Source organism: Pseudomonas sp. TE4620 (assembly GCF_056279045.1).
Genome location: NZ_JBWBQO010000001.1, coordinates 4,170,967 through 4,192,543 on the forward strand (window position 1 = coordinate 4,170,967; position 21,577 = coordinate 4,192,543).

The following is a 21,577-nucleotide window of genomic DNA, read 5'->3' on the forward strand; positions in this document are numbered from 1 at the left end:
TCTCAACGGTAGAGAGTCAGGGCCATGGATCCGAACAGGCAGATAAACAGGCACAGGCGCAGCAGCGCCGGGTGCCAGAAAAAGCGGTAGCCGTCATGGCTGGCGATGAACCGGTCCAGGCCCCAGGCAAGCCCGGCGGCGAACAGGAACATCAAGGTCATGGTCGGCATGTAGACGCCATGGAAGGCGATTTCACGAGGCATGGGGCAGTCCTTTGGCCGGGGCCAGTTCGGCCAGCGGCGACTGAGGGTCGAGCAACGAAGTACGGATGAAGTGCAGGTAGCTCTGCACCCGGCGCAGGGCCGAGGTGTCGAAGTGGCGGGCGAACGGCTCGTCGGTGGCCTGTACGCGGCTGATGGCGTGATCCACCGCCACCAGGGCGCGCTCGTGGTTGCTGGCGCTCGGTTGCATGAACAGCCGCGCCAACGCCCGGCCCATGACCCGGATGGCCTGGCGCCAGGGCTGCGATTCGGCATAGCACGGGTGCACTGGCAAGATTGCCTGTTCCTTGCGCAGCTCGATGATCGCGTGGCCAACCTCAAGCACCACGAACATCCAGCGCAGCAGCTTGCTCTGCACCAACGGCTGGCCGACCGCCAGGCCATAGGCCTGGTGCAGCAGGTCGCGGGTGCGGCTTTCGAAGCTCGAACCCAGGCCGCGCAGGCGCCCGGTAATTGCATACAGCACCTGGGCGCGCAGGTCCTGCTCCAGGCGGCTCCACAACCAGCGGCTGTTGGGCGGCAGGATGATCGCCCCGGCAGCGGCGCAGACCAGCATGCCGATGACCATGGCGATGTAGTCGTTGATGAAGTTGTAGGGGTTGTAGATGGTCAGGTTGTCGGGCACGGAACCGGTGGCAAAAAAGATCAGCAGGCCCAGGCCATAACCGGCATAGGCCGGGCGCGAGGCGAGGAACGCACCGAACACGAACACCGGCGCCAGCACCAGGCACAGCAACGGGAAACCGTCGATCCAGGGGAACACGAAGAAGGTTTCGAAGAAGCCGACAAAGGCGCCGAACAAAGTGCCGCAGGCCATCTGGAACGACATGCGCTTGGGGTTCGGCGTCGCCGCCGAGAGGCCGACGGTGGCGGCGGCGATCAATGTCATCATCGCCCCGCTCGGCCAGGCGGTAAGAATCCAGAAACTGCCCAGCACCAGCAAAATGAACGAAGCGCGCACACCGGCGGCCAGCGAAGCCATCCAGTTGGTCTGCGCGACATAGGGCTCATCCCACTGCTCGCGGGCATGGTTGTGTTCGGTCAGCGAGGCGTGGGTCTGGGCGTAGCTGTGCATGTCGTCGACGAAGCGGTACAGCAGCTCATAGGCGGTGTGAAAATCCAGCAGGTCGGCGTCGCTCGGGCCGCTTTCGACATAGGCCGCGCGCAGCGTGCGCACGCGCTCCGGCAAGCCTTCCTTGTAGGCCGCCAGTTGCTCGGCCAGGCGCGCCGCATCGCGCTCGGTGAGGCCGCGCCCGGCATAACCGTCGAGCAGCTCGGCCAGGGCGGTGAGCCCGGGTTCGATGGCGGTGACGATCTGCAGCGGCCCACGCAAACGCAGGCGCTCAAGCAACTGGTGCAAGGCGTTGAAGCGCGTGGTGATGGCCATGAATTCGCTGTTCATCCGCCCCAGGCGACCGTTGCGCCGGCGCATGTGCGGGTCTTCGAAGGCGGTAACGCTGCGCAGGCTCTCCAGGCCCACGGCCTCGGCGATAAAACGCACGTTGCTGCTTTCGAAGCGGTCGCGCTGGCTGTCGCCACGCAGACCCTCGGCAACGAAACCGGCGAACACGCCGAAGCGCTGGTACAGGGCGTTGCGCATCGAGGCACTGGCCGACTGCGGCAAAATCGCGGCGCTGACCAGGGTCGAGACCAGAATCCCCAGGGAGATCTCCAGCACCCGCCACACGGCGGCCATGAACGCGCCGTCGGGGTGCTGCAGGGCCGGCAAGCCGACCATCGCCGCGGTATAACCGGCGAGCACGAAACCATAGGCGCGGAAGGTGCGGTAGCGCATGGCACCGGCCGAACACAGGCCGACCCAGATCGCCAGGCTCGGCAGGAACAGCTCGGTGTTTTGCGGAAACAGGGCGATCAGCGCGACCATCATCGAAGAGCCGGCCAGGGTGCCGAGCAGCCGGTAGAAGCTCTTGGCGAACACATGGCCGCTCTGCGGCTGCATGACGATGAACACGGTGATCATCGCCGTGCGCGGTTGCGGCAACTCCAGGCGCATGGCCAGCCACAGGGTCAGGAAGGCGGCGCTGAGGACCTTGAAGATGTACACCCAGGTCACCCCGTCGGTGCGCAGCCATTCAAAGAACCCGCGACGCCACTCCAGGGTGGCCAGCCAGCGAAACGGCAGGGTCAGCGCGCTCATTGGGCGTGAACCGGCTTATCGAAAATCGCCAGGGTCGCCGGGGTCTTCGGCGCCTGCTGACGGTCTTCGCCGGGCACATCGCTACCCGCGCCCAGGCCGCCGCCCAGGGCAGTAACCAGCTCGGCATGGGCACTCAGGCGCGCAGCCTGGACCTGCTGCTGGATCTGCTGCTGGCGGAACAACTGGGTTTGCGCGTTGAGCACATTGAGGTAATCGGTCAGGCCGCGCTGAAAAGCGATCATGGCGATGTCGTAGGTTTTTTGCGCCGAAGCCACCGACTCGGCGGCAAAGTGCTGCTGCTCGTTCATCGACTCACGACGAATCAGCTGGTCGGAAATGCCCTTGAGCGCCTCGACCACGGTCTGGTTGTAGCGCGCCACGGCGATGTCGTAACCGGCCGAGGCAACCCCCAGCTGCGAGCGCAGGCGGCCGCCGTCGAACACCGGCAGGCTGATCGCCGGGCCGACGTTGTAGTTGAATTTGCGCCCGGTCAGAAACTCCAGCGCGCCGCCACCGGTGGCCATGAAGCCGAGACCACCGACCAGGTCGACATTGGGGAAGAAACCGGCATGGGCGACATCGATACCACGGGCTTGAGCCGCCACCTGCCAGCGGCTGGCGACCACGTCCGGGCGCTGGCCGACCAGTTCGGCGGGCAACGCCGAGGGCAGCTTCAACGCGGTACCCAGGGCCAGTTGCGGGCGCTGCAACTGCGCGCCCTGCCCCGGCCCTTTGCCGGCCAACGCCGCCAGTTGATTACGCGCCAGGGCGATTTCTTCATTCAGGGCATCGAGCTGGCGGCGGGTTTCCGGCAGCGGCGTCTGCGCCTGGCTGACTTCGAAATGGGTGCCGATACCGCCGGCCAGGCGCCGTTCGGCCAAGGCCAGGATCTGCTCCTGCTGCTCAAGCTCGGCCTTGACGATATCGCGCTGGGCAAAGTGCAGCGACAGCTGGATATAGACCTTGACGATGTTGTTCTGCAGCTCGAGCTGGGCCTGACGGGCCTGGGCCACGCTCACGTGGGCCATGTCCACGGCCTGCTCGCTGGCATTACGCTCGCGGCCCCAGAGGTCGAGGGCGTAACTGAAGCCCAATGCCGCATTGTTGTCCCAGGTGTTGGAACCCGACAGTGCGCCGGGGCCATAGAACTGGTCTTCCGGCCAGTTGTGGCGCTTGAGCGTCGACTGGCCGTTGACCTGCAGTTTCTCCGCCGACTCGACCACCCCGGCCATGGCCCTGGCTTCGCGCACACGGGCGGCGGCCATGGCCATGCTGGGGCTGTCGTGTACGGCCAGGGCGATCCAGCGATCGAGTTGCGGGTCGCCGTAGGCCCGCCACCATTGCTGCTCGGGCCAGTGGGCGTCGAGGGCGGCTTCACGGATGGCCGCGTCGGTGGTCAGGGTATTGGCTTGCAGCGTCTTGCTTTGCGGGGCAATGCCCCAGGTTCCGATACAGCCGCTCAAGGTCAAGCTAAAGGCACAGGCACTGAGCGCATTGAGCGCTCTGATAATGCGACGCGGCACAGCTGCGAATTCCCGACGTAGAAGGTGGATGACGCTTGGAGAGGCAATTCTAGGGGGCCGCCGCACTGGCGATAAGCGTGCATTACTGCGAATCTTTGTTACGAAAACAGCGATAATCCGGCTTTAGTCTGAAGACCGCCCCGGTTACTTCATGTCACAATTTGTCGTCTACTTTGAGAGCGACCCATGGACACCCTGCAAAACATGCGTGCTTTTAGTTGCGTCGCGCAAGTCGGCAGCTTCACTGCCGCGGCCGTGCAACTGGATACGACCACCGCCAACGTGTCGCGGGCGGTCTCCAATCTTGAAGCCCATCTGCAAACCCGCTTGCTCAACCGCACCACCCGGCGCATTGCCCTGACCGAAGCCGGCAAGCGCTACCTGATGCGCTGCGAACAGATCCTCACCTACGTCGAAGAAGCCGAAGCCGAAGCCAGCGACGCCCATGCGCGCCCGGCCGGGCAGCTCAAGGTGCATTCGATGACCGGAGTCGGCCAGCATTTCGTCATCGATGCCATCGCCCGCTACCGCGAAACCCACCCGGACGTGACCTTCGACCTGACCATGGCCAACCGCGTGCCGGACCTGCTCGACGAGGGCTACGACGTGTCGATCGTGCTGGCCAGCGAGCTGCCAGACTCGGGCTTCGTCTCCCAGCGCCTGGGCATTACCTACAGCATCGTCTGCGCATCGCCCGAATACGTGAAGCGCCACGGCATCGCCCACAAGCCCAGTGACCTGCTCAACCACGCCTGCCTGCGCATGGTCAGCCCGGTGATCCCGCTGGAAAAATGGCTGTTCGACGGGCCCGAAGGCCAGGAAGTGGTGAACATCACCCAGGCGCCGTTCCAGGTGAACTCCGCCGATGCGATGAAAACCGCGATCCGCAGCGGCATGGGCGTTGGCGTGCTGCCGATCTACTCGGCCATAGAGGGCCTGCGCGATGGCTCGCTGGTGCGGGTAATGCCCGAGTACCGCCTGCAGGAGCTGAACCTGTACGCGATCTACCCGTCGCGCCAGTACCTGGATGCCAAGATCAAGACCTGGGTCGAGTACCTGCGCAACTCGCTGCCGGAAATTCTCGCCGCCCATGAAGCGGACCTGAAAACCCACGAACTGCGCATCGCCACCTGAAATCTTGCTGCACAGCGGTGGTGGAGAATGATAGCGTGCTACCAATTCTCCACCGCCCGCAGAGATTTCGCCGATGAAAAAGACCGTCCTTGCCTTCAGCCGCATCACCCCGGCGATGGTCGAACGCCTGCAGCAAGACTTCAACGTGATCGTGCCGAACCCCAAGCTCGGCGACATCAGCGCCCAGTTCAACCAAGCCCTGCCCCAAGCGCATGGCCTGATCGGCGTCGGCCGCAAACTCGGCCAGGCGCAGCTGGAAAACGCCAGCAAGCTGGAAGTGGTCGCCAGCGTCTCGGTGGGCTATGACAACTATGACCTGGCCTACTTCAACCAGCGCGGCATCGCCCTGACCAACACCCCCGACGTGCTTACCGAAAGTACTGCCGACCTCGGTTTTGCCCTGCTCATGGGTGCGGCGCGGCGGGTCGCCGAGCTGGATGCCTGGACCAAGGCCGGGCAATGGCAAGCCACCGTCGGCCCGGCGCAGTTCGGCAGCGACGTGCACGGCAAGACCCTGGGCATCGTCGGCCTGGGCAATATCGGCGCGGCCATCGCCCGGCGCGGGCGCTTCGGTTTCAACATGCCGGTGATCTACAGCGGCAACAGCCGCAAGCCGGCGCTGGAGCAGGAACTCGGCGCGCAGTACCGCAGCCTCGATGAACTGCTGGCTGAAGCTGATTTCGTCTGCCTGGTGGTGCCACTGGGCGCGCAGACCAAACACCTGATCAGCAGTCGCGAACTGCAACTGATGAAACCCAGCGCGTTTCTGATCAACGTCTCCCGTGGGCCGGTGGTCGATGAAGCGGCGCTGGTCGAAGCCTTGCAGGCCGGCACTATTCGCGGCGCCGGGCTGGATGTCTACGAGAAGGAGCCGCTGGCCGAATCACCGCTGTTCCAGCTGAAAAACGCCCTGACCTTGCCGCATGTAGGTTCGGCTACCGCTGAAACCCGCGAGGCCATGGCCAATCGGGCGATTGATAACCTGCGCAGCGCCTTGCTCGGTGAACGGCCACGGGATCTGGTCAATCCGCAGGTGTGGAAGTCGGCCTAATCAACCACCCTTACCGTTACCAGTGGTGAAATCTGCGACGGCAGGCTGAGCACCGAGAGATCGAAAAACAGCACACCAGTACCGCCCAGCGCGCTTTGCAAATAGCGCCTGGGCAGTACGAAGTCGTGCCCTCGGTAATCTTCCCAACGCTCGATCGCAAGCGAGTCACCGTAGGTTTCCGGCGCCCCTCCCGGTGGAAAGCCAATCCAGCCAAGCAGCAAGGTTGCCCCTTGAGAGCCCTGCAAGCCTGGCAAGGCGTAACCACTGAGCGTCAGCCCCGCCTCGTCCACCTGGGAAAGGCTGACCGTCCAGCTCGCATCTTTGAGCGTGGACGGCGCGACCAACGGTTTATTGGACTTACCCATCATCACTTCCATGACCGTTGCCTCGAACGCGGCGGATGTGTTGTGCAAGCTACGCCTTTGGCACGCCCTTGAAACCTGGCATTTTTGCCAGGTACCGCTAATCAGCTGCAACGGCTACATCGCTGTAACGAACCTGAAATTTGAGACTCCATAAGCGTGTTTAGCCTAAGGTCACCAACAGCATGGAAACCTTCTCGACTCACGGATTGATCCGCCTCGGCAAAATACTGCTCACAGCGTTCATTGGGATCTTCGGTGCGCTAGTGGTATTCGGCAACCTCACCGACTACGCCAGCAACTTTGTCTTCGTCCAACACACCTTGAGCATGGACACGACCTTCCCGGGCAATGCCCTGCTCTACCGCTCAATCACCTCGCCGCCTCTGCACCACCTGTTCTACTGGTTGATCATTGCCGCCCAGGTCCTCTGTACCTTGTGCTTCGTAGTCGGTGCCTGGCAGATGTTCAAACACCGATGTGCCGACGCCCGACACTTTCACAAGGCCAAGCGCTTCGCCGTTGCCGGTTGCCTGCTGGGGCTGCTGATCTGGTACCTGTTCTTCCAGGTGGTAGGCGGTGAATGGTTTGCCATGTGGCAATCCACGCAGTGGAACGCCCTGGCCACTGCGGGGCGGATCGTCGACTTTCTGTTCGCCACGCTGATTTTCATCAGCCTCAAAATAGATGATTGAGGCCGGTTGCCAACAATGCTCCTGCTTGAGCCGGCCCCTGTGGGCTGGCTGTACCGGCCTCATCGCGGGGCAAGCCCGCTCCCACAGGTTCGGTGCGATAGCTACCGCAAGGCCACCACCGGCTCGACCACCTTGGGCCGGGGTTTGCGAAACACCAGCACATTGCCCAGCATCACCAGCACCAGGCCTGCCAGCGCCGGTGCCGTCCATTGATAACCCTCATAGAACGCCGAGACGTTCAGCGCCACCAGCGGGAACAACACCGTGCAGTAAGCGGCCCGCTCCGGGCCCATGCGCCCGACCAGAGTCAGGTAGGCGGTAAAGCCGATCACCGAGCCCGGAATCACCAGGTACATCAGCGAACCGATGTAGCGCGTGTTCCATTCCATGGCGAACGGAATACCGCTGACCAGGCAATACAGGCCAAGCATGCTGGCGCCATAGAGCATGCCCCAGGCATTGGTGGTCAGCGGGCGCAAACCGGCTTTTTGTTGCAGGCTGGAGAGCATGTTGCCGGCCGAAAAGCACAGGGTTCCCAGCAGCGCCAGGCCCAGGCCGATGATGGTTTCACGGCTGGCGGCATGCCCGGACAGCTCGGGCCAGAACAACAGGCCCAGCCCGGCCAAGCCGAGGGCGCCACCGGCCAGCACATTGGCGGCCACCTTCTGGCCGAAGAACACCCGCGCATTCAGCGCGTTCCACAAGGTCGCGGTAGAGAACACCACGGCGATCAGGCCGCTGGGAATCCACTGGCTGGCGGTCAGAAAGCACATGAAGTTGACGCAGAACAGGCACAAGCCCTGAGCCAGGCAGATCATGTGACCGCGACGGTTCATCGGTTGCAGGCGGCGGCTGAGCAGCAGAATGACAAACAGCACCAGCGCCGCCAGGGCAAAGCGGTAGACGATCGACACCGGGATGGCGACCACCCCCAGTTGCAGCTTCAAGGCAATCCAGGTGGTGCCCCAGATCAGCACAGTGAGCAGGTATAACGACAGGTTCATGGCGGCACTCCTCAATTCCAGGCCACCAGTGTGCAGCCGTCCCCGCCAGTGGCACTTGCACATTCTTGCGCTTTTGCGCAGGCAGCAGCTGTCAGCCCGGACGTGGCGGAGTAGGATGGCCAACAGAGGTAGCGACCATGACGCCGTTGGACCAGCTGCAAGTTTTCAAAGCCATGCACGACTCACCCCATGCCCGCCTGGAACACAGCGCGCACCTGGGGGACGGCCTGGCGGCAGCCCTGTGGAACAACCGCCACGACGCCCGCGACTACGAAGCGCCCAGCCATCACACCCTGTCGTGCTACATCGCCGACGGCACCGGCACCTTTCGCCGCGACCGCCCCGGCCACACCGGCTCGCCCGACAAACTGTGCATCATGCCCGCCGGTTCCGCCTCGCACTGGGTGGTCAACGGCTCGATCCGCCTGGCGCACCTGTATATCAGCCAGGAGCAGTTCGCTCTCGGCTGCGTCAGCCTGCTGGACCGCGAACCGCGCGAGCTGCAATTGCAGGAAGCGACCTTTCTCGACGATCCCGAGCAGGCCCGGCGCTTTCGTCAGTTGATTGCCCTGGACTGGGACGAGCCCGCCGAACGCCTGCTGACCAGCAGCCTGGCTCACGAGATTCTCGACCACGCCCTGCTCAGCCAGGTCGGCCTGCGCCAGGGCCTGCGCCTGAAGGGCGGGCTGGCCGCGCACCAGCGCCGGCAACTGAGTGAATATGTCGAAGGCCACCTGGATCAGCCGCTGAGCCTTGGTGAGCTGGCGACGCTGTGCAACCTTTCCGAGTACCACTTCGCGCGAATGTTTCGTCAAAGCTTCGGCCTGCCGCCGCACCAGTACCTGCTGGCCCGACGCCTGGCCAAAGCGCGGCAATTGCTCCGCCATGGCCAACTGCCGCTGGGCGAAGTGGCGCTGCTGTGCGGCTTTGCCAGCGCCAGCCATTTCAGCAACCGCTTCCGCCAGGCCCTGGGAGCAACGCCCGGCGCCTACCGGACGGCCTTCAACAGTTAAAATTCGAGGGTGCTGGACAGGCTGACCTGGCGCGCATCGCCCACCGAGACAAAGTTGCGGTTCACCGCCGAGCTGTAATAGGTGCGGTCGAACACGTTCTTGACGTTCAATTGCAAGCGCACCTTGTGTTCGTCCAGGCGGGTTTCGTAACTGGCGAAGGCATCGGCGACGGTGTAGCCCGGCAGCTCGAAATCGTTCTCGGCGTTGCCGGCCCGCTCGCCGACATAGCGCGCCCCGGCGCCCAGGCGCAGGCGGTCGCCACCGAACAGGCTGCCGGCGTCATACACCGCCGACAGCGAGCCGCTGTGGCGCGCCACGTTCTGCAGGCGATTGCCTTCAAGCGTCGGGTCCTGGGTGACCTCGGCGTCGGTGAAGGCATAGTTGCCGATCAGGCTCCAGCGCTCGCTCAACTGCCCGGTCAGGTCCAGCTCAATGCCGCGCGAGCGCACCTCGCCGGCGTTGCTGTAGAGCGTGTCGCCGGTAGCGGAATCGAAGTTGGCCACCAGCACGTTGCGCTTGCGGATGTCGAACAGCGCCAGGGTGCCGGTCAGCGCCCCCGGCATGTCGAGCTTGGCGCCCAGTTCCCAGGATTTACCCTCCTCCGGTTCGATCCCCGAATCCAGAACCAGGCCGCCGGTCAGCGGGGCGATGCTGGAGTTGGGCTTGAACGATTCGCTGTAGCTGCCGTACAACGACAGCTGCTCGTCAACCTTGTACACCAGCCCCACCCGCGGCACCCAGGCCTGTCCGTTGGTGTTGGTATTGGCCTTGAACGGCCGCCCGCGCCCGGCGAGCTGGTCGTACATCTGGTAGCGCGCACCGGCGACCAGAATCCAGTGTTCATCGAGGTGGATAGAATCCTGGAAGAACAACGAGTCGCTGCGCAGCTTGTCGGTCTGTGCGCTGTCGCTGTCGCGCACGCTGGTGCCCTCAACTTCGCGGCTATACACCGGGTCGAGGTAACTGAAAGTGCTGAGGCTGCCCTGGCGGATCAGGTCGGCGCGGTAGACTTTGCGGTACTCATTGTCGAGGCCGAGCAGCAGGTCATGCTGCATGCCCGCCAGTTGCACCTTGCCCTCCAGGCTTGCGGTGGCGAAACGGTCGCTGCTGAGCGCGCCACGGGTGCCGTCCATGCTTCGGCTCAGGGTGCCGCGGGCGGCGTTGACGGCGGTTACCCGCACCTGGCTGGCGTCGTAGGTTTCGCGGTTGTAGCTGAAGCCGAAGTGGGCTTTCCAGTCGTCCGCAAGCTGATGATCGACCTCCAGGCGGTAAAGGTCCGAGCGCCCTTGCATGTCGTTGAACGGCTCGTCCAGGCGCCGGGTGCTGGGGATGTCCAGCGGGTGGTTGGTGCGCGGGTCGATGGCCGTGCCGCGGTCGAACGGGTAGAGAAACTCGCGGTGCTCGTAGGCCAGCAGCACCTGGGTGTCTTCGCCGAACCAGGCCAGCGACGGCGCCACCAGCGATTCACGGTGGGTACCAAAGTTGCGCCAGTAGTCTTCGTCTTCATGGTCGAGCACCAGGCGGTAGGCGAAGTTGCTCTGGCCCAGGGCACCCGTGCTGTCCAGGCCGCCACCGCTGCCGTTCTTGCCGCTGCCATAGGTCGAGCCGCGCAGGTTCAGGGCGTTGTATTGCTGCAGTAGCGGGCGCTTGCTGACCACGTTGATCACCCCGCCCGGGTCCTGGATGCCATACAGCAACGAAGCCGGGCCCTTGAGCACTTCGACCCGCTCAGTGCTGGCATTGAGGCTGCGGCCCTGCACGATCGGCATGCCGTCGCGCATGATCGAGCCGTCACGGTTGTCGCCAAAGCCGCGCTTCATCACCGTGTCCTGGGTGCCGCCGAAGTTGTTGCCCTGGGTCACGCCGCTGACATTGGCCAGGGCGTCGTCGAGGTTGCGCGGGGTCTGGTCCTTGAGCACCTGGGCCGGCACCACGTTGATCGCCTGGGGCGTCTGCATGATCAAAGCCTGGCTGCGCATCACCGAGCTGCTGGCTGGCGGCTGGTAGCTGTAGTCGGCATCGACTTGCGAGTTCACCGTGGTCGCGTCGAGCTTGAGCGCAGCGCCGGCATCGAGTGGTTCGAGGGTCAGGGTGCGGGCATCGACCCGGCGTGCGGCAAAACCGGAATTGCCCAGCAGTTGCTGCAGGGCCTGCTCGGCGCTGAGGCTGCCGTGCAGGGCCGGGGCGTTGAGCGCCGGCAGGTCGGTGGTATAGATCACGCTTTGCCCGGTCAGCCGGCTGAAGTCATTGAGTGCCTGCACCAGCGGCTTGCTCGGCTGGGCAAACACATAGACCTGCTGCGCGGCCACCGCGCCCAGGGGGAATGCGCCCGCTGTGGCCAGGGCCGAGACACTGAGCCAGATTGAAAAGCTGCGCGCTGCCGAGGGGGTGAACTTCATGACCGGTAACCTATGAAGGAGTGACGTTTATGCGAATGAATCGCACTTTCACTCACTACACGGTTGTCGCGCGAACTTACCTCATCAGTTTTCTGAAAATATTTTTCAGCGGATCAGCGTCACCCGCTCCAGCAGGGTATTGCGCTTGAAGCCCAGCACCGCGCCGAGCGAATCCAGCGCCGCCAGCGGCTGGCTGGCCGGGAAGCTGCCGCTGACCTTGCGTTTGCCCAGTTCGCTGTCGAGCACGATGATGCGCCCTGGATAGTAGCGGGCCAGGTCGTCGATCACCGTGCTCAGCGGCACCTGGTAGTAATTGAGCCAGCCTTGGCGCCAGGCCAGGCGCGATTCGCTGTCCACCGCTTCGACGGCGCTGGCGGTGCCGTGGCGGTAGGCCACCTGCTGGCCGCCGCTCAGCTGTTGCTGCAAGCGCCCGGGCTCGGCGGTCACCGCCACCCGGCCATCGAGCACGGTGACCCGCGCGCCGCCATTGTGCTTGCGCACCTCGAAGCGGGTGCCGAGTACCCGCGTCTCGCCCTTTGCCGCCTCGACCACGAACGGCGCGCCGGTGTGGGTGACATGAAAGAACGCCGCGCCACGGCGGATCGTCACCTGGCGCTGACCCTCGCTGAAATCTACCGATACGGCGCTGCCAGCATCCAGAGTCATGTGCGAGTTGTCGGCCAGCACCACTTCCTCGACCTGCCCCGGCGCCGTGACGTAATCCGCCTGCAGGTCATCCAGCCAGTAGGCCGGATGCCAGCCGGCAGCGGTGCCCAGCGCCAGTACCAGGCAGGCAGCGGCAGCCAAGGTGGCGACACGGCGCCAGGTGCGCCCCGCTGGCGGTTGCTGCATGGCGCGCAAATAGCCTTGCAAGGCCGGGTCGTCCTCGGCTGCCAACAGGCTCGCCGGCGCTTCGCTCAGGCGCCACAACGCCTGGGCCTGGGCATAGGCGCGGCCATGGGCCGGATGGGCGAGCAACCAGCGCTTGAACTCGGCGCGCTCGGCCAGTTGCGGTTGCTCGTTGATCCGGCTCAGCCAGCCCTGTGCGGCCTGGTGCTGCGCGGCGGTGATGTCAGTCATGGTGCTTTCCCTGGCTTGCGGGTGCTGGCCGGCGGCAGCTCGATACTCGCCTTGCACGCCTCCAGTGCGCGCATCATATGTTTTTCCACCGCACTCTGGGACAGGCCCATGGCCTTGGCGATCTCGGCGTACTTGCGCCCGTGAATGCGGTTGAGCAAGAAGATCTGCCGGGTACGCTCGGGCAGCAGGCGCAGCGCCGCCTCGATGCGCTGCAGGTCGCTGTTTACCTCCAGGGCCACTTGCGGTGCGCTGACATGCTCGTCGGCCACCTCCAGTTGCAGGCTGTCGTTGACCCGCTCGCGGGCACCTTCGCTGCGCAGGTGATCGATGGCGATATTGCCGGCGCAGCGCAGCAGGTAGGTATCGAGCGCCTCGACCTTGATCTGCGGCCGGCGCCAGAAGCGCAGGAACAACTCCTGGATCAGGTCAGAAGCTGTGGCCCGGCAGCCGATGCGGCGGCTGACCAGGGCTTCCATCTGCGCCCGTTGGGCGAGAAACACCTGCACAAATCGCGCGCGCCCGTTGGCCCCGTCGGTGTCGTTGCCACCTTCGGCGGGCAGATCGAGCGGCTCGTTGACCAAGCTACAGCGACGCCAGGGCAGTCAATGGCGCCAGCACCACGCTGGCCGCCGCCAGGCCCAGCAGCAGGCGCGGCTGGTAAGGCAGGAGGAACACCCACAGGGTGACGCCGGCCATCAGCACCGCGAACAGCTCGACCAGGCCCATGGCCCAGCCGCTGTGGCGCACCGCCAACAACAGCGCCAGGGCCAGCAGCGCCCAGCCCGCCACCCGCAGCGCCGCACGCCGCGCATTGCTCGGTGGCTGTCCGAGCAGGTCCTTGTAGTGTTTCTCCATAGCCAGGCACAGCGCGGCGAAACCGGCAAAACCAAACAGGGCAATGGCCAGCATCAGTTCACCTCGCTTTCAATCAACGTGCCAGGCGCGGCCTTGGGCTTGCGCTTGGGCGCGACTAGCGGCGCCCGCCACATCTTGCTGGCAGCCCAGGCCAGGAACAGGCCGCTGGCCAAGGCGGTCAGGTCGAAACCAGCCATGGCCCAGTCGCCGACGGCGAGCGAGTGGTTCAGGCCCTGGCCGGTGGTCAGGCCGTTGAGCAGCGGCAAGCCCGCCCACATCAGCGCGCCGAGGCCCAGTTGCTCGGCCCAGGCTCGGCGGCCGCGGCGCAGCATGGCGTGCACCAGTGACAAGGCCCAGAGCAGGAAGAAGCAGTTGGTCTCCCAGTCGGCACGGCCTTCAAGGTCGATCGGCAACAAGCGGTTGGCCCAGAAGAACGCCGCCACACCCAGCAGCAAGCCGCTCATGCTGGCGATGTTGAGCACCTCGACCAGGCGCAGCTCGAACGGCTGGGTGCCGCTCTTGGCATGCTTGAGCTGGCGCTTGCCCAGCCACATGACCAGGCCGGTGCCGATCACTGCGGTGCCGGCCAGGCCAAAGAAGAAGTACAGCCAGCGCAGCCACGGCCCGGCGAAAATGCCCATGTGCAGGCCGTACATGCCGCCGGAAATCAGCACCGGCGTGGCCTCGATCTGGCTGCCGCCCTCAAGCGTGCCGTTAACCCCGTCAAACAGCCAGCCACCGCCGCGCTGGTGAGCAATGCGGTCACCGGCATGGCGGGCGAACCGGACCCGGGCGTTCTGGTCACCGGGGTTCTGTACCTCGACCCAGGCAAGATTGGCCCCGGGCGCCTGCTCCTGGACCTTGGCGTACAGCTGCGGCAAGGGCAGCAACGGCGCCGCGGTGCCGGCGGCCTGGACCTGGCTCTGGCCGCCGAACAGGTCGTTGAAAAAGCCACGGGTGTTGTCGCCATAGCTGGCGATGATGCTGGCCGGCATGACCATGGCCATGAAGATCACCAGGCTGCTGTAGCTGATCATCAGGTGAAACGGCAGCACCAATACGCCGATGGCGTTATGCCCGTCGAGCCAGGAACGCTGGCCCTTGCCCGGGCGGAAGGTGAAGAACTCCTTGAAGATCTTCTTGTGGGTAATGATCCCGGTCACCAGGCCCAGGAGCATGATGAACGCGGCAAAGGTCGACAGCCAGCGGCCCCAGGGGTGAGGCATCTCCAGCTGGAAATGGAAACGGTAGAAAAAATTGCCGCCACGGGTCTCGCGCGCCTGCAATTCGGCGCCGGTGGCAGGGTCGAGGGTTTTGGAAGTGAAGTCGCGGCGCCCGCCTCCAGCCTTGGGCCAGCTCACGCTCAGCGCCGGTTCGCGAGCGTTGGGCAACTCGATGAACCAGCTGCCCGCAGTCGGCGCATGCTCTTGCAGGTAGCGTTGGGCCAGGTCCAGGCTGGCCGCCGGATCCAGCGCCCGGCTGGGTACTTCCGGCTGGGTCCAGTGGCTGATTTCTTCCTTGAAGTAGGACATGGTCCCGGTCAGGAAAATCGCAAACAGCAACCAGCCGAAGATCAGCCCGGTCCAGGTATGCAACCAGGCCATGGCCTGGCGAAAGCCCTCTTTCATGGGTTTTTCATCCAGTAGGCCAGGCCGCTGATCATCGCCAGCACCAGGCTCGGCACCAGTACTCCCAGCCAGGCCTGCCAGGCACTACGACAGGCGAAGCACCAGAGAAAAGCCACCAGGTAGAACAGGAACGACAGCATCATGCCGCTGATCACCGCCTCGGCACGCGGAACCGGCAACAGCAGGGTGATACAGACGCTGGCCATGGCCGCCAGCAGGTAGCCACCGAACACGGCAGCCAGGCTGCGGGAAGTCACGGCCAGGCGATAGCTGATGGGCAGCCCGGCGGCTTTGCTTTTCATGGCATCGGTCCATTACGAGAAGCGCACAATAATAATGATTTATATTCTCATAAGCAAAACCGCAGGCCGGCCGATCAGAACGACAGGTCGACGCCCATGGTGTAGCGGCGGCCGTCCAGCACGGTCTGGTAGTTGTCGTAGTCCACTTCCTTGTTGAAGACGTTGTACATACCGGCCAGCAGCTTGACGTTCTTGGTCACCCGGTAGGTGCCGCCGAAGTCGACGAAGGTGTACGACGGCGTGCCGTCGGACATGGTGGTGCGGCCCAGGTAGTCCGAGGTCTTGCCGCGATAGTTCAGGCGCGCCCAGGTGCCCAGCTGGTCGGTGGCCTGCCAGTCGAGGGTGGCGTTGAACATGTGCCGCGGCATCTGGTTCAGGGCCTTGCCTTTCTGCGGGCCGCTCTTCTGCTCGGAGGCGGTGAAGGTGTAGTTGGTGGCCAGCGACACGGTCTGGGTGATGTCCCAGTCCAGGGTCGCTTCGATGCCGCGCATCTGCGCCTCGTCAACGTTGACCCGGTCACTGATGAACTTGTACGAGGTACCGCCGATCTGGCACTGGCCCGAGGCATTGCCGGTGCTGTCGGTGCAGCGGCGGGTCTCGGTGATCTTGTCCTTGAAGTCGGTGTTGAACAGGGTCAGGCCGGTGGAGAATCCTTCGAGGTTGTCCCAGATAAAGCCGATTTCCTGGCTCAGGCTCTTCTCCGGCTTGAGGCTGGAGTTGCCGACGATGATCGCCGGGTCGCCACCGCCACCGGTGATCTGGCCCCAGTCATCGACGGCGGCGCGGATGTCCGGCGAGCGGTAGCCGCTGGATACACCCCCCTTGATGGTCCACTGCTCGGTCGGGTGGTAGACCCCGTACAGGCGTGGCGACCAGTGCGTGCCGTAGTTCTCGTCGCGGTCCATGCGCAGGCCGCCGGTCAGGGCGAAGGCTTCGGTCAGGCGCCATTCGTCTTCGGCAAACAGGGCCCACGACCAGCGGGTCAACTGGTTGACGCTGGCCGCCGAGGCCAGTTGGTTGCCTTCGTCGCTGAGGTCTTCGTACTTGTACTGGCCACCGAAGGTGGTGATGTGCGAATCGCTGAAGAACGACACCTGCGAATTAAGCACAGTGTTTTCCAGCTCCATGCGCCGGCCCGGGTTCTCGATCTTTTCGCGCTGCAGGTAGCTTTCGCTGGTAAGGCTGTCCCAGCGCCCGGAATGGGTGATGGAAAAGTTGGTACGGTCGTAGTCGTTACGGCTGGCGGAACGACTGGCCGAACGGCCGACGTGGGAGTTGCGCTCCTGCTCGGACTTGCCCGCTTCGAGGGTGATGTCGTTGTGTTCATCCGGGGTGAACGACAGCTTGGCCGTAGCGCTGTCGGTGCTCTGCTCGTTGAAGCCGTTGACGATATGGTCTTCGTCGCGGCGCGAGCGCTGGCCGTACAGCTGCAGGCCGACCAGGTTGTCGACCAGGGGCCCGGAGATGAAGGCGTTGGTGCTGTTGTAGTTGCCCGAGTCGGAGCGGTCCTGGAAGGTTGCTTCGGTGCGCACGCCGCCGTACCACTGCGGGGTGACCTTGCGGGTGATGATGTTGATCACCCCACCCATGGCGTCGGAGCCATACAGCGAAGACATCGGCCCGCGCACCACTTCGATGCGCTCGATGGCTTCCAGCGGCGGCATCCAGCCCTGTTCGATACCGGCGCCGTCACTGTTCGGGCGGGTGGCACGCGAGTCCTGGCGTTTGCCGTCGACCAACATCAGGGTGTACTTGGAGGCCATGCCGCGAATGCTGATGTCGCTGGAGCTGGCGCCACCGGTGACCACCACGCCCGGCACATCGCGCAGGGCATCGGTGACGTCACGGTAGGACTTGTTCTCGATCTGCTCGCGGGTAATCACCGAAATCGATGCCGGCGCATCCTTGATCTGCTGGGAGAAACCCGACGCAGTCACCACCATGTTGTCCAGCTCCAGCGGCTGGTTCTGAGCTGTGGCTTGCGCGGTGTAGAGCGAGCAGAGGGTAAGCGCGAGGCAGGATTTACTGAAAGTCGGGGACACGAGGACCTCTCCCTGAGAAATGTAAAGGTTGCGTAAATTCATCTAGGGAGCGAATGCTATTCATTCTCAAATGTGAGTAAAGCGTATTTACGTTTTTTACATTTCCCCGATCCTCTGCTACGCCCGTCAGTCAGGCACCGATTGCCGAGTAGTGGCACCTTTCACTACAATGCGAACAATTCTTATTCTGTTGCGCATCCCGGCGCCGGAGTGTTCACGGTGCCCAGCGCTCCCTCTTCCTCGCTCGAAGGCCTCTACCTCGACCATCACAACTGGCTGACCGGCTGGTTGCGCCGGCGTCTGGGCTGCCCCGACAGCGCCGCCGACCTGGCCCAGGACACCTTCATGCGCCTGCTCCAGGGCCGCGAAACGCCGCTGCTCAACGAGCCACGGGCGTTCCTCACCACCGTCGCCAAACGCGTACTGTGCAACCATTACCGCCGCCAGGACCTGGAGCGCGCCTACCTCCAGGCGCTGGCGCAGTTACCCGAGGCACTGGCGCCGTCGGAAGAACACCGGGCAATCATTTTCGAAACCCTGCTGGAGCTCGACCGCCTGCTCGACGGCCTGCCACTGGTGGTCAAGCGCGCTTTCCTGATGGCCCAGGTCGACGGCCTGAGTTACGCCGAGATCGGCGCGCAACTGGGCATCTCCCTGGCCACGGTCAAGCGCTACCTGAACAAGGCGGCCATGCGCTGTTACTTCGCCCTGTGAACGGCCATCAGGAGTTTTCCCCGCAGGTGGCCGAACAGGCCGTGCACTGGCTGATCGAGCTGCAGGGCGGCGCCCTCGATGCGCGTCAGCAACAGGCCCTGCAGCAATGGTTGCAGGCCGACGACAACCACCAACGCGCCTGGGAGCACATCCAGCGGGTCAACCAGCGTTTGCGCGGCTTATCCTCGCCCCTGGCCCACGCCGCGTTGCAGGCGCCACGTTCGGCCAGCCGCCGCCGGGCGCTGAAAACCCTGCTGATCCTCGGGGTCGGCAGCGCCAGTGGCCTGGCCTTGCAGCAGCACACCCCGTTGCCGACATTGCTCGCCGATTACCGCAGCCCGGTCGGCGAACGCCGGCGCCTGGCTCTGGACGACGGCAGCCTGCTGCAGCTCAACACCCGCAGCGCCGCCGACGTGCGTTTCGATGCCAGCCAGCGCCTGGTGCACCTGCTCGAAGGTGAACTGCAACTGACCGTGGCCGGCGATAGCCGACCGCTGCAACTGCGCAGCGAACACGGCCTGCTGAACCTGGGCAACGGCCGCTACAACCTGCGCCAGTTCGCCGGCTACAGCCAGTTGGCGGTGTTCGAAGGCAGCGCCAGCCTGGCCGGCAATCGCCTGGGGGCGGGCCAGCAAGCGCGCTTCAACGGCCCGCATTGGCAGGCCAGCCAGGCCCTGGACAGCAACCTCGGGGCCTGGGTCGACGGCATGCTGGTGGCTGCGCACATGCCCCTTGGCGCGTTTCTCGACGAGCTCGGCCGCTACCGCCGCGGCCAGCTCAACTGTGCACCCGAGGTGGCCAGTTTGCTGATCTCCGGCAGTTATCCGCTGGCCGACAGCGAACGCATTCTCGACCTGCTCGAGGTGGCACTGCCGGTGCGCGTGCGGCGCTTTACCCGCTACTGGGTGACGGTCGAAGCGCGGGCCTGAAGGTTTTTTCCACTGACCTGAGCCGTTTTCACCTCTCGCGTGACAGAGAAGGCAGAACCCTTTGCTTCGACCTTCTCAAGGATCTTCTGCATGCCCCTTCGACCGAGTCCACTTGCCCAGGCCCTGCGCACCCTGCTGCTGGGTGCCAGCCTGAGTTTCAGCGCCGTTGCCGCCCAGGCAGCCGAGGCCCCGGCGCGCACTTACCAGATCGCCCCGAGCACGCTGGAAAACGCCCTGAACCAGTTCGGCCGTGAAAGCGGCGTGCTGATCTCGTTTGGCTCGCAGCTCACTCGCGGTGTGCATAGCCCCGGCCTGCAGGGCCAGTACAGCCCGCAGCAGGGTCTCGATACATTGCTGCAAGGCACCGGCCTGCAAGCCCGTGCCGAAGGTGACAACGCCTTCAGCCTGCAACCGCTCGCGGCCCCCAGCGCGCCGGTCGAGCTCGGCGCCTCCACCGTGGTCGGCGACTGGCTGGGCGCGGCGCAGCAAGACAACGTCTTCGAACATGCCGGTGCCCGCGATGTAATCCGCCGCGAAGAATTCGAGCGCAGCGGCGCTACCACCGCGCGCGAAGTGCTCAACCGCATCCCCGGGGTCAACGCCCCGGAAAACAACGGCACCGGCAGCCACGACATGGCGCTGAACTTCGGCATTCGCGGGCTCAACCCGCGCCTGGCCTCGCGCTCGACGGTGCTGATGGACGGCATTCCGGTGCCGTTCGCACCCTATGGCCAGCCACAGCTGTCGTTCGCTCCGATCAGCATGGGCAACATGGACGCGGTGGACGTCGTGCGCGGCGGCGGCGCGGTGCGCTACGGCCCGCAGAACGTCGGCGGCATCGTCAACTTCGTGACCCGGGCGATCCCCGACGAGCCGACGGTCAAAGCCGGTTTCCAGACCCAGACCAGCCCGTCGTCCAGTCACGACGGCTTCAAGACCAGCGCCAACCTGCTCGCCGGCGGCACCAACGCCAACGGCCTGGGCGGCGCCCTGCTGTACTCCGGCAGCCGTGGCGGTGACTGGCGCGAGCACAGCGACACGCAGATCGACGACCTGATCCTCAAGGGCAAATACCAGCTCGACGAGGCCAACAGCCTGCACGCCATGGCCCAGTACTACGAAGGCGAAGCGCAGATGCCCGGCGGCCTGAGCGTTGCCGACTACGATGCCGACCCGTACCAGTCGACCCGCCTGCAGGACAAGTTCTGGGGCCGGCGAACGATGTTCAACTTCGGCTATGACTACAAGGAAGACGCCCGCCAGTTCAGCGTCAACAGCTTCTTCACCAAGACCCTGCGCAGCGGCTATCTGGACCAGGGCAGCTTCGTCTCGCTGTCGCCGCGCGAGTACTGGGTACGCGGCATCGAAACACGCTTCTCCCAGGGCTTTGCCCTCGGCGAGAGCTGGCATGAAGTGGGCGTCGGTTACCGTTACGTCAACGAAGCCGGCCACGAGCTGCGCTACCGCGAGCCGATCGCTGCCAACCAGTTGCCGACCAGCGCCAGCCGCAACGACCGCGACACCCGTGGCAGCACCGAAGCCCACGCGCTTTTCCTCGATGACCGCATCGACATCGGCCAGTGGACCATCACCCCGGGCATCCGCTACGAAATGATCGATTCCGAGCAGTCGAACAAACTCAACGGCCAGCGCTACCAGGGCGACTACAACACTGCGCTGCCGGCGCTCAATGTCATGTACCACCTGACTGACAGCTGGAACCTGTACGCCAACACCGAAGGCTCGTTCGGCAGCGTGCAGTACAGCCAGATGCCCAACCGGGTCAGCAGCGGCGAAGTGAAACCGGAAAAAGCCCGCACCTGGGAACTGGGAACCCGCTACGACAACGGCAACCTGCAAGCCGAGATCGGCGCCTTCCTGATCAACTTCGACAACCAGTACGAAAGCAACCAGACCAACGATTCAGTGATCGCCCGCGGCGAAACCCGTCACCAGGGCATCGAGACCAGCGTCAAGTACGCCCTCGAAGGCCTCAACCCGGCGCTGGCAGGTTTCGACGTGTATGCCACCTACGCCTTCGTCGACGCTAAAATCCGCGAAGACGGGCCGAACAAGGGCAATCGTGTGCCCTTCTCCTCGCGCCACAAAGGCACCTTGGGCATCGGTTATACCGAAGGCCAGTGGCGGCTCAACCTCGACAGCAGCTACCAGAGCGACCAGTTCGCCGACAACGCCAATACCGCGGCCGAAAGCGCTGACGGCAGCACCGGGCGCATCCCCGGCTACATGCTGTTCAGTAGCCGCGCGGCCTACGATTTCGGCCCGCAACTGTCGAACCTCAACGTCGCCGTGGGGGTGAAAAACATCTTCAATCACCAGTACTACACCCGCTCGTTCGACGACAACAACAAGGGCAAGTACGTGGGTGAACCCCGTACGGTATACCTGCAGACCTCCGTCGCGTTCTGATCCAGCGCATGCAAAAGCCCGGCCTGTGCCGGGCTAT

The 21,577-nt window shown here is 64.4% G+C and carries 19 protein-coding genes; 7 read left to right on the plus strand and 12 right to left on the minus strand.

All coding sequences use genetic code 11. From position 1 onward, the window contains the following. Positions 1-2: 2 nt before the first annotated feature. From ACZ9A3_RS19270 to ACZ9A3_RS19280, 3 genes are read right to left on the minus strand one after another with little or no spacing between them, the layout of a single operon-like run. Positions 3-203, minus strand: coding sequence for a DUF1656 domain-containing protein (locus tag ACZ9A3_RS19270; RefSeq protein ID WP_028943216.1), 201 nt, complete (start codon positions 201-203; stop codon positions 3-5). Then, positions 193-2,379, minus strand: a complete 2,187-nt coding sequence (locus ACZ9A3_RS19275; protein ID WP_045197206.1) for an FUSC family protein — start codon at positions 2,377-2,379, stop codon at positions 193-195. Before ACZ9A3_RS19275 ends, ACZ9A3_RS19270 begins: the two co-directional genes overlap by 11 nt. Then, on the minus strand, positions 2,376-3,902 hold the full coding sequence (locus tag ACZ9A3_RS19280) for an efflux transporter outer membrane subunit (RefSeq protein ID WP_476253007.1): 1,527 nt from the start codon (positions 3,900-3,902) through the stop codon (positions 2,376-2,378). Before ACZ9A3_RS19280 ends, ACZ9A3_RS19275 begins: the two co-directional genes overlap by 4 nt. Positions 3,903-4,088: 186 nt before the next feature. Between ACZ9A3_RS19280 and ACZ9A3_RS19285 the strand changes: the two genes are divergently transcribed. Continuing rightward, positions 4,089-5,036 (plus strand): LysR family transcriptional regulator, encoded by a 948-nt coding sequence (locus ACZ9A3_RS19285; RefSeq protein ID WP_045197201.1) that lies wholly within the window; start codon positions 4,089-4,091, stop codon positions 5,034-5,036. A 73-nt stretch (positions 5,037-5,109) separates the two neighbouring features. Beyond that, positions 5,110-6,087, plus strand: coding sequence for a 2-hydroxyacid dehydrogenase (locus ACZ9A3_RS19290; protein WP_045197199.1), 978 nt, complete (start codon positions 5,110-5,112; stop codon positions 6,085-6,087). Here ACZ9A3_RS19290 and ACZ9A3_RS19295 read toward each other — a convergent pair. Then, the gene (locus ACZ9A3_RS19295) at positions 6,084-6,464 is read right to left on the minus strand and encodes a hypothetical protein (RefSeq protein ID WP_476253008.1); all 381 of its coding nucleotides are present in this window, start codon (positions 6,462-6,464) and stop codon (positions 6,084-6,086) included. The two genes, ACZ9A3_RS19290 and ACZ9A3_RS19295, sit on opposite strands and share 4 nt — an antisense overlap. Positions 6,465-6,634: 170 nt before the next feature. On the opposite strand from ACZ9A3_RS19295, the gene ACZ9A3_RS19300 reads away from it, so the two are divergent. After that, positions 6,635-7,144 carry a DUF2165 family protein gene (locus ACZ9A3_RS19300; RefSeq protein WP_093379651.1) on the plus strand — a complete coding sequence of 170 codons (510 nt, stop codon included), beginning with the start codon at positions 6,635-6,637 and terminating at the stop codon, positions 7,142-7,144. 101 nt (positions 7,145-7,245) lie between these two features. On the opposite strand, the gene ACZ9A3_RS19305 is transcribed toward ACZ9A3_RS19300, so the two are convergent. After that, a complete protein-coding gene (locus tag ACZ9A3_RS19305; protein WP_093379647.1) occupies positions 7,246-8,148 on the minus strand; it encodes a DMT family transporter in 903 nt (300 codons plus the stop codon). A gap of 137 nt (positions 8,149-8,285) precedes the next feature. Here ACZ9A3_RS19305 and ACZ9A3_RS19310 point away from each other — a divergent pair, with 137 nt between their 5' ends. Then, entirely contained in the window at positions 8,286-9,161 is an 876-nt protein-coding gene (locus ACZ9A3_RS19310) for an AraC family transcriptional regulator (RefSeq protein WP_093379642.1), read from the plus strand. Here ACZ9A3_RS19310 and ACZ9A3_RS19315 read toward each other — a convergent pair. The 7 genes from ACZ9A3_RS19315 to ACZ9A3_RS19345 all read right to left on the minus strand — a co-directional run bounded on the left by ACZ9A3_RS19315 (position 9,158) and on the right by ACZ9A3_RS19345 (position 17,467). After that, positions 9,158-11,560, minus strand: coding sequence for a TonB-dependent siderophore receptor (locus tag ACZ9A3_RS19315; RefSeq protein WP_476253009.1), 2,403 nt, complete (start codon positions 11,558-11,560; stop codon positions 9,158-9,160). The two genes, ACZ9A3_RS19310 and ACZ9A3_RS19315, sit on opposite strands and share 4 nt — an antisense overlap. Before the next feature lie 105 nt (positions 11,561-11,665). Next, the gene (locus ACZ9A3_RS19320; RefSeq protein ID WP_476253010.1) at positions 11,666-12,640 is read right to left on the minus strand and encodes a FecR family protein; all 975 of its coding nucleotides are present in this window, start codon (positions 12,638-12,640) and stop codon (positions 11,666-11,668) included. Then, on the minus strand, positions 12,637-13,200 hold the full coding sequence (locus ACZ9A3_RS19325; RefSeq protein ID WP_476253344.1) for an RNA polymerase sigma factor: 564 nt from the start codon (positions 13,198-13,200) through the stop codon (positions 12,637-12,639). Before ACZ9A3_RS19325 ends, ACZ9A3_RS19320 begins: the two co-directional genes overlap by 4 nt. A 22-nt stretch (positions 13,201-13,222) precedes the next feature. Beyond that, complete coding sequence (locus ACZ9A3_RS19330) at positions 13,223-13,549, minus strand: DUF3325 domain-containing protein (RefSeq protein ID WP_476253011.1); 327 nt, start codon at positions 13,547-13,549, stop codon at positions 13,223-13,225. After that, positions 13,549-15,123, minus strand: a complete 1,575-nt coding sequence (locus tag ACZ9A3_RS19335; RefSeq protein WP_258715765.1) for a PepSY-associated TM helix domain-containing protein — start codon at positions 15,121-15,123, stop codon at positions 13,549-13,551. The genes ACZ9A3_RS19330 and ACZ9A3_RS19335 overlap by 1 nt, the downstream gene beginning before the upstream one ends. Next, positions 15,120-15,425, minus strand: coding sequence for a DUF3649 domain-containing protein (locus ACZ9A3_RS19340; RefSeq protein ID WP_045197184.1), 306 nt, complete (start codon positions 15,423-15,425; stop codon positions 15,120-15,122). The genes ACZ9A3_RS19335 and ACZ9A3_RS19340 overlap by 4 nt, the downstream gene beginning before the upstream one ends. A gap of 74 nt (positions 15,426-15,499) precedes the next feature. Continuing rightward, positions 15,500-17,467: a ligand-gated channel protein gene (locus ACZ9A3_RS19345; RefSeq protein ID WP_093379623.1), complete on the minus strand. Its 1,968-nt coding sequence runs from the start codon at positions 17,465-17,467 to the stop codon at positions 15,500-15,502. Positions 17,468-17,686: 219 nt separating this feature from the next. Here ACZ9A3_RS19345 and ACZ9A3_RS19350 point away from each other — a divergent pair, with 219 nt between their 5' ends. The 3 genes from ACZ9A3_RS19350 to fecA all read left to right on the plus strand — a co-directional run bounded on the left by ACZ9A3_RS19350 (position 17,687) and on the right by fecA (position 21,540). After that, positions 17,687-18,181 carry a sigma-70 family RNA polymerase sigma factor gene (locus ACZ9A3_RS19350; protein ID WP_195884996.1) on the plus strand — a complete coding sequence of 165 codons (495 nt, stop codon included), beginning with the start codon at positions 17,687-17,689 and terminating at the stop codon, positions 18,179-18,181. Then, positions 18,178-19,110: a FecR domain-containing protein gene (locus ACZ9A3_RS19355; protein ID WP_093379618.1), complete on the plus strand. Its 933-nt coding sequence runs from the start codon at positions 18,178-18,180 to the stop codon at positions 19,108-19,110. Before ACZ9A3_RS19350 ends, ACZ9A3_RS19355 begins: the two co-directional genes overlap by 4 nt. Before the next feature lie 90 nt (positions 19,111-19,200). Continuing rightward, positions 19,201-21,540, plus strand: coding sequence for a TonB-dependent Fe(3+) dicitrate receptor FecA (gene fecA, locus ACZ9A3_RS19360; protein ID WP_476253012.1), 2,340 nt, complete (start codon positions 19,201-19,203; stop codon positions 21,538-21,540). Positions 21,541-21,577: the final 37 nt, after the last annotated feature.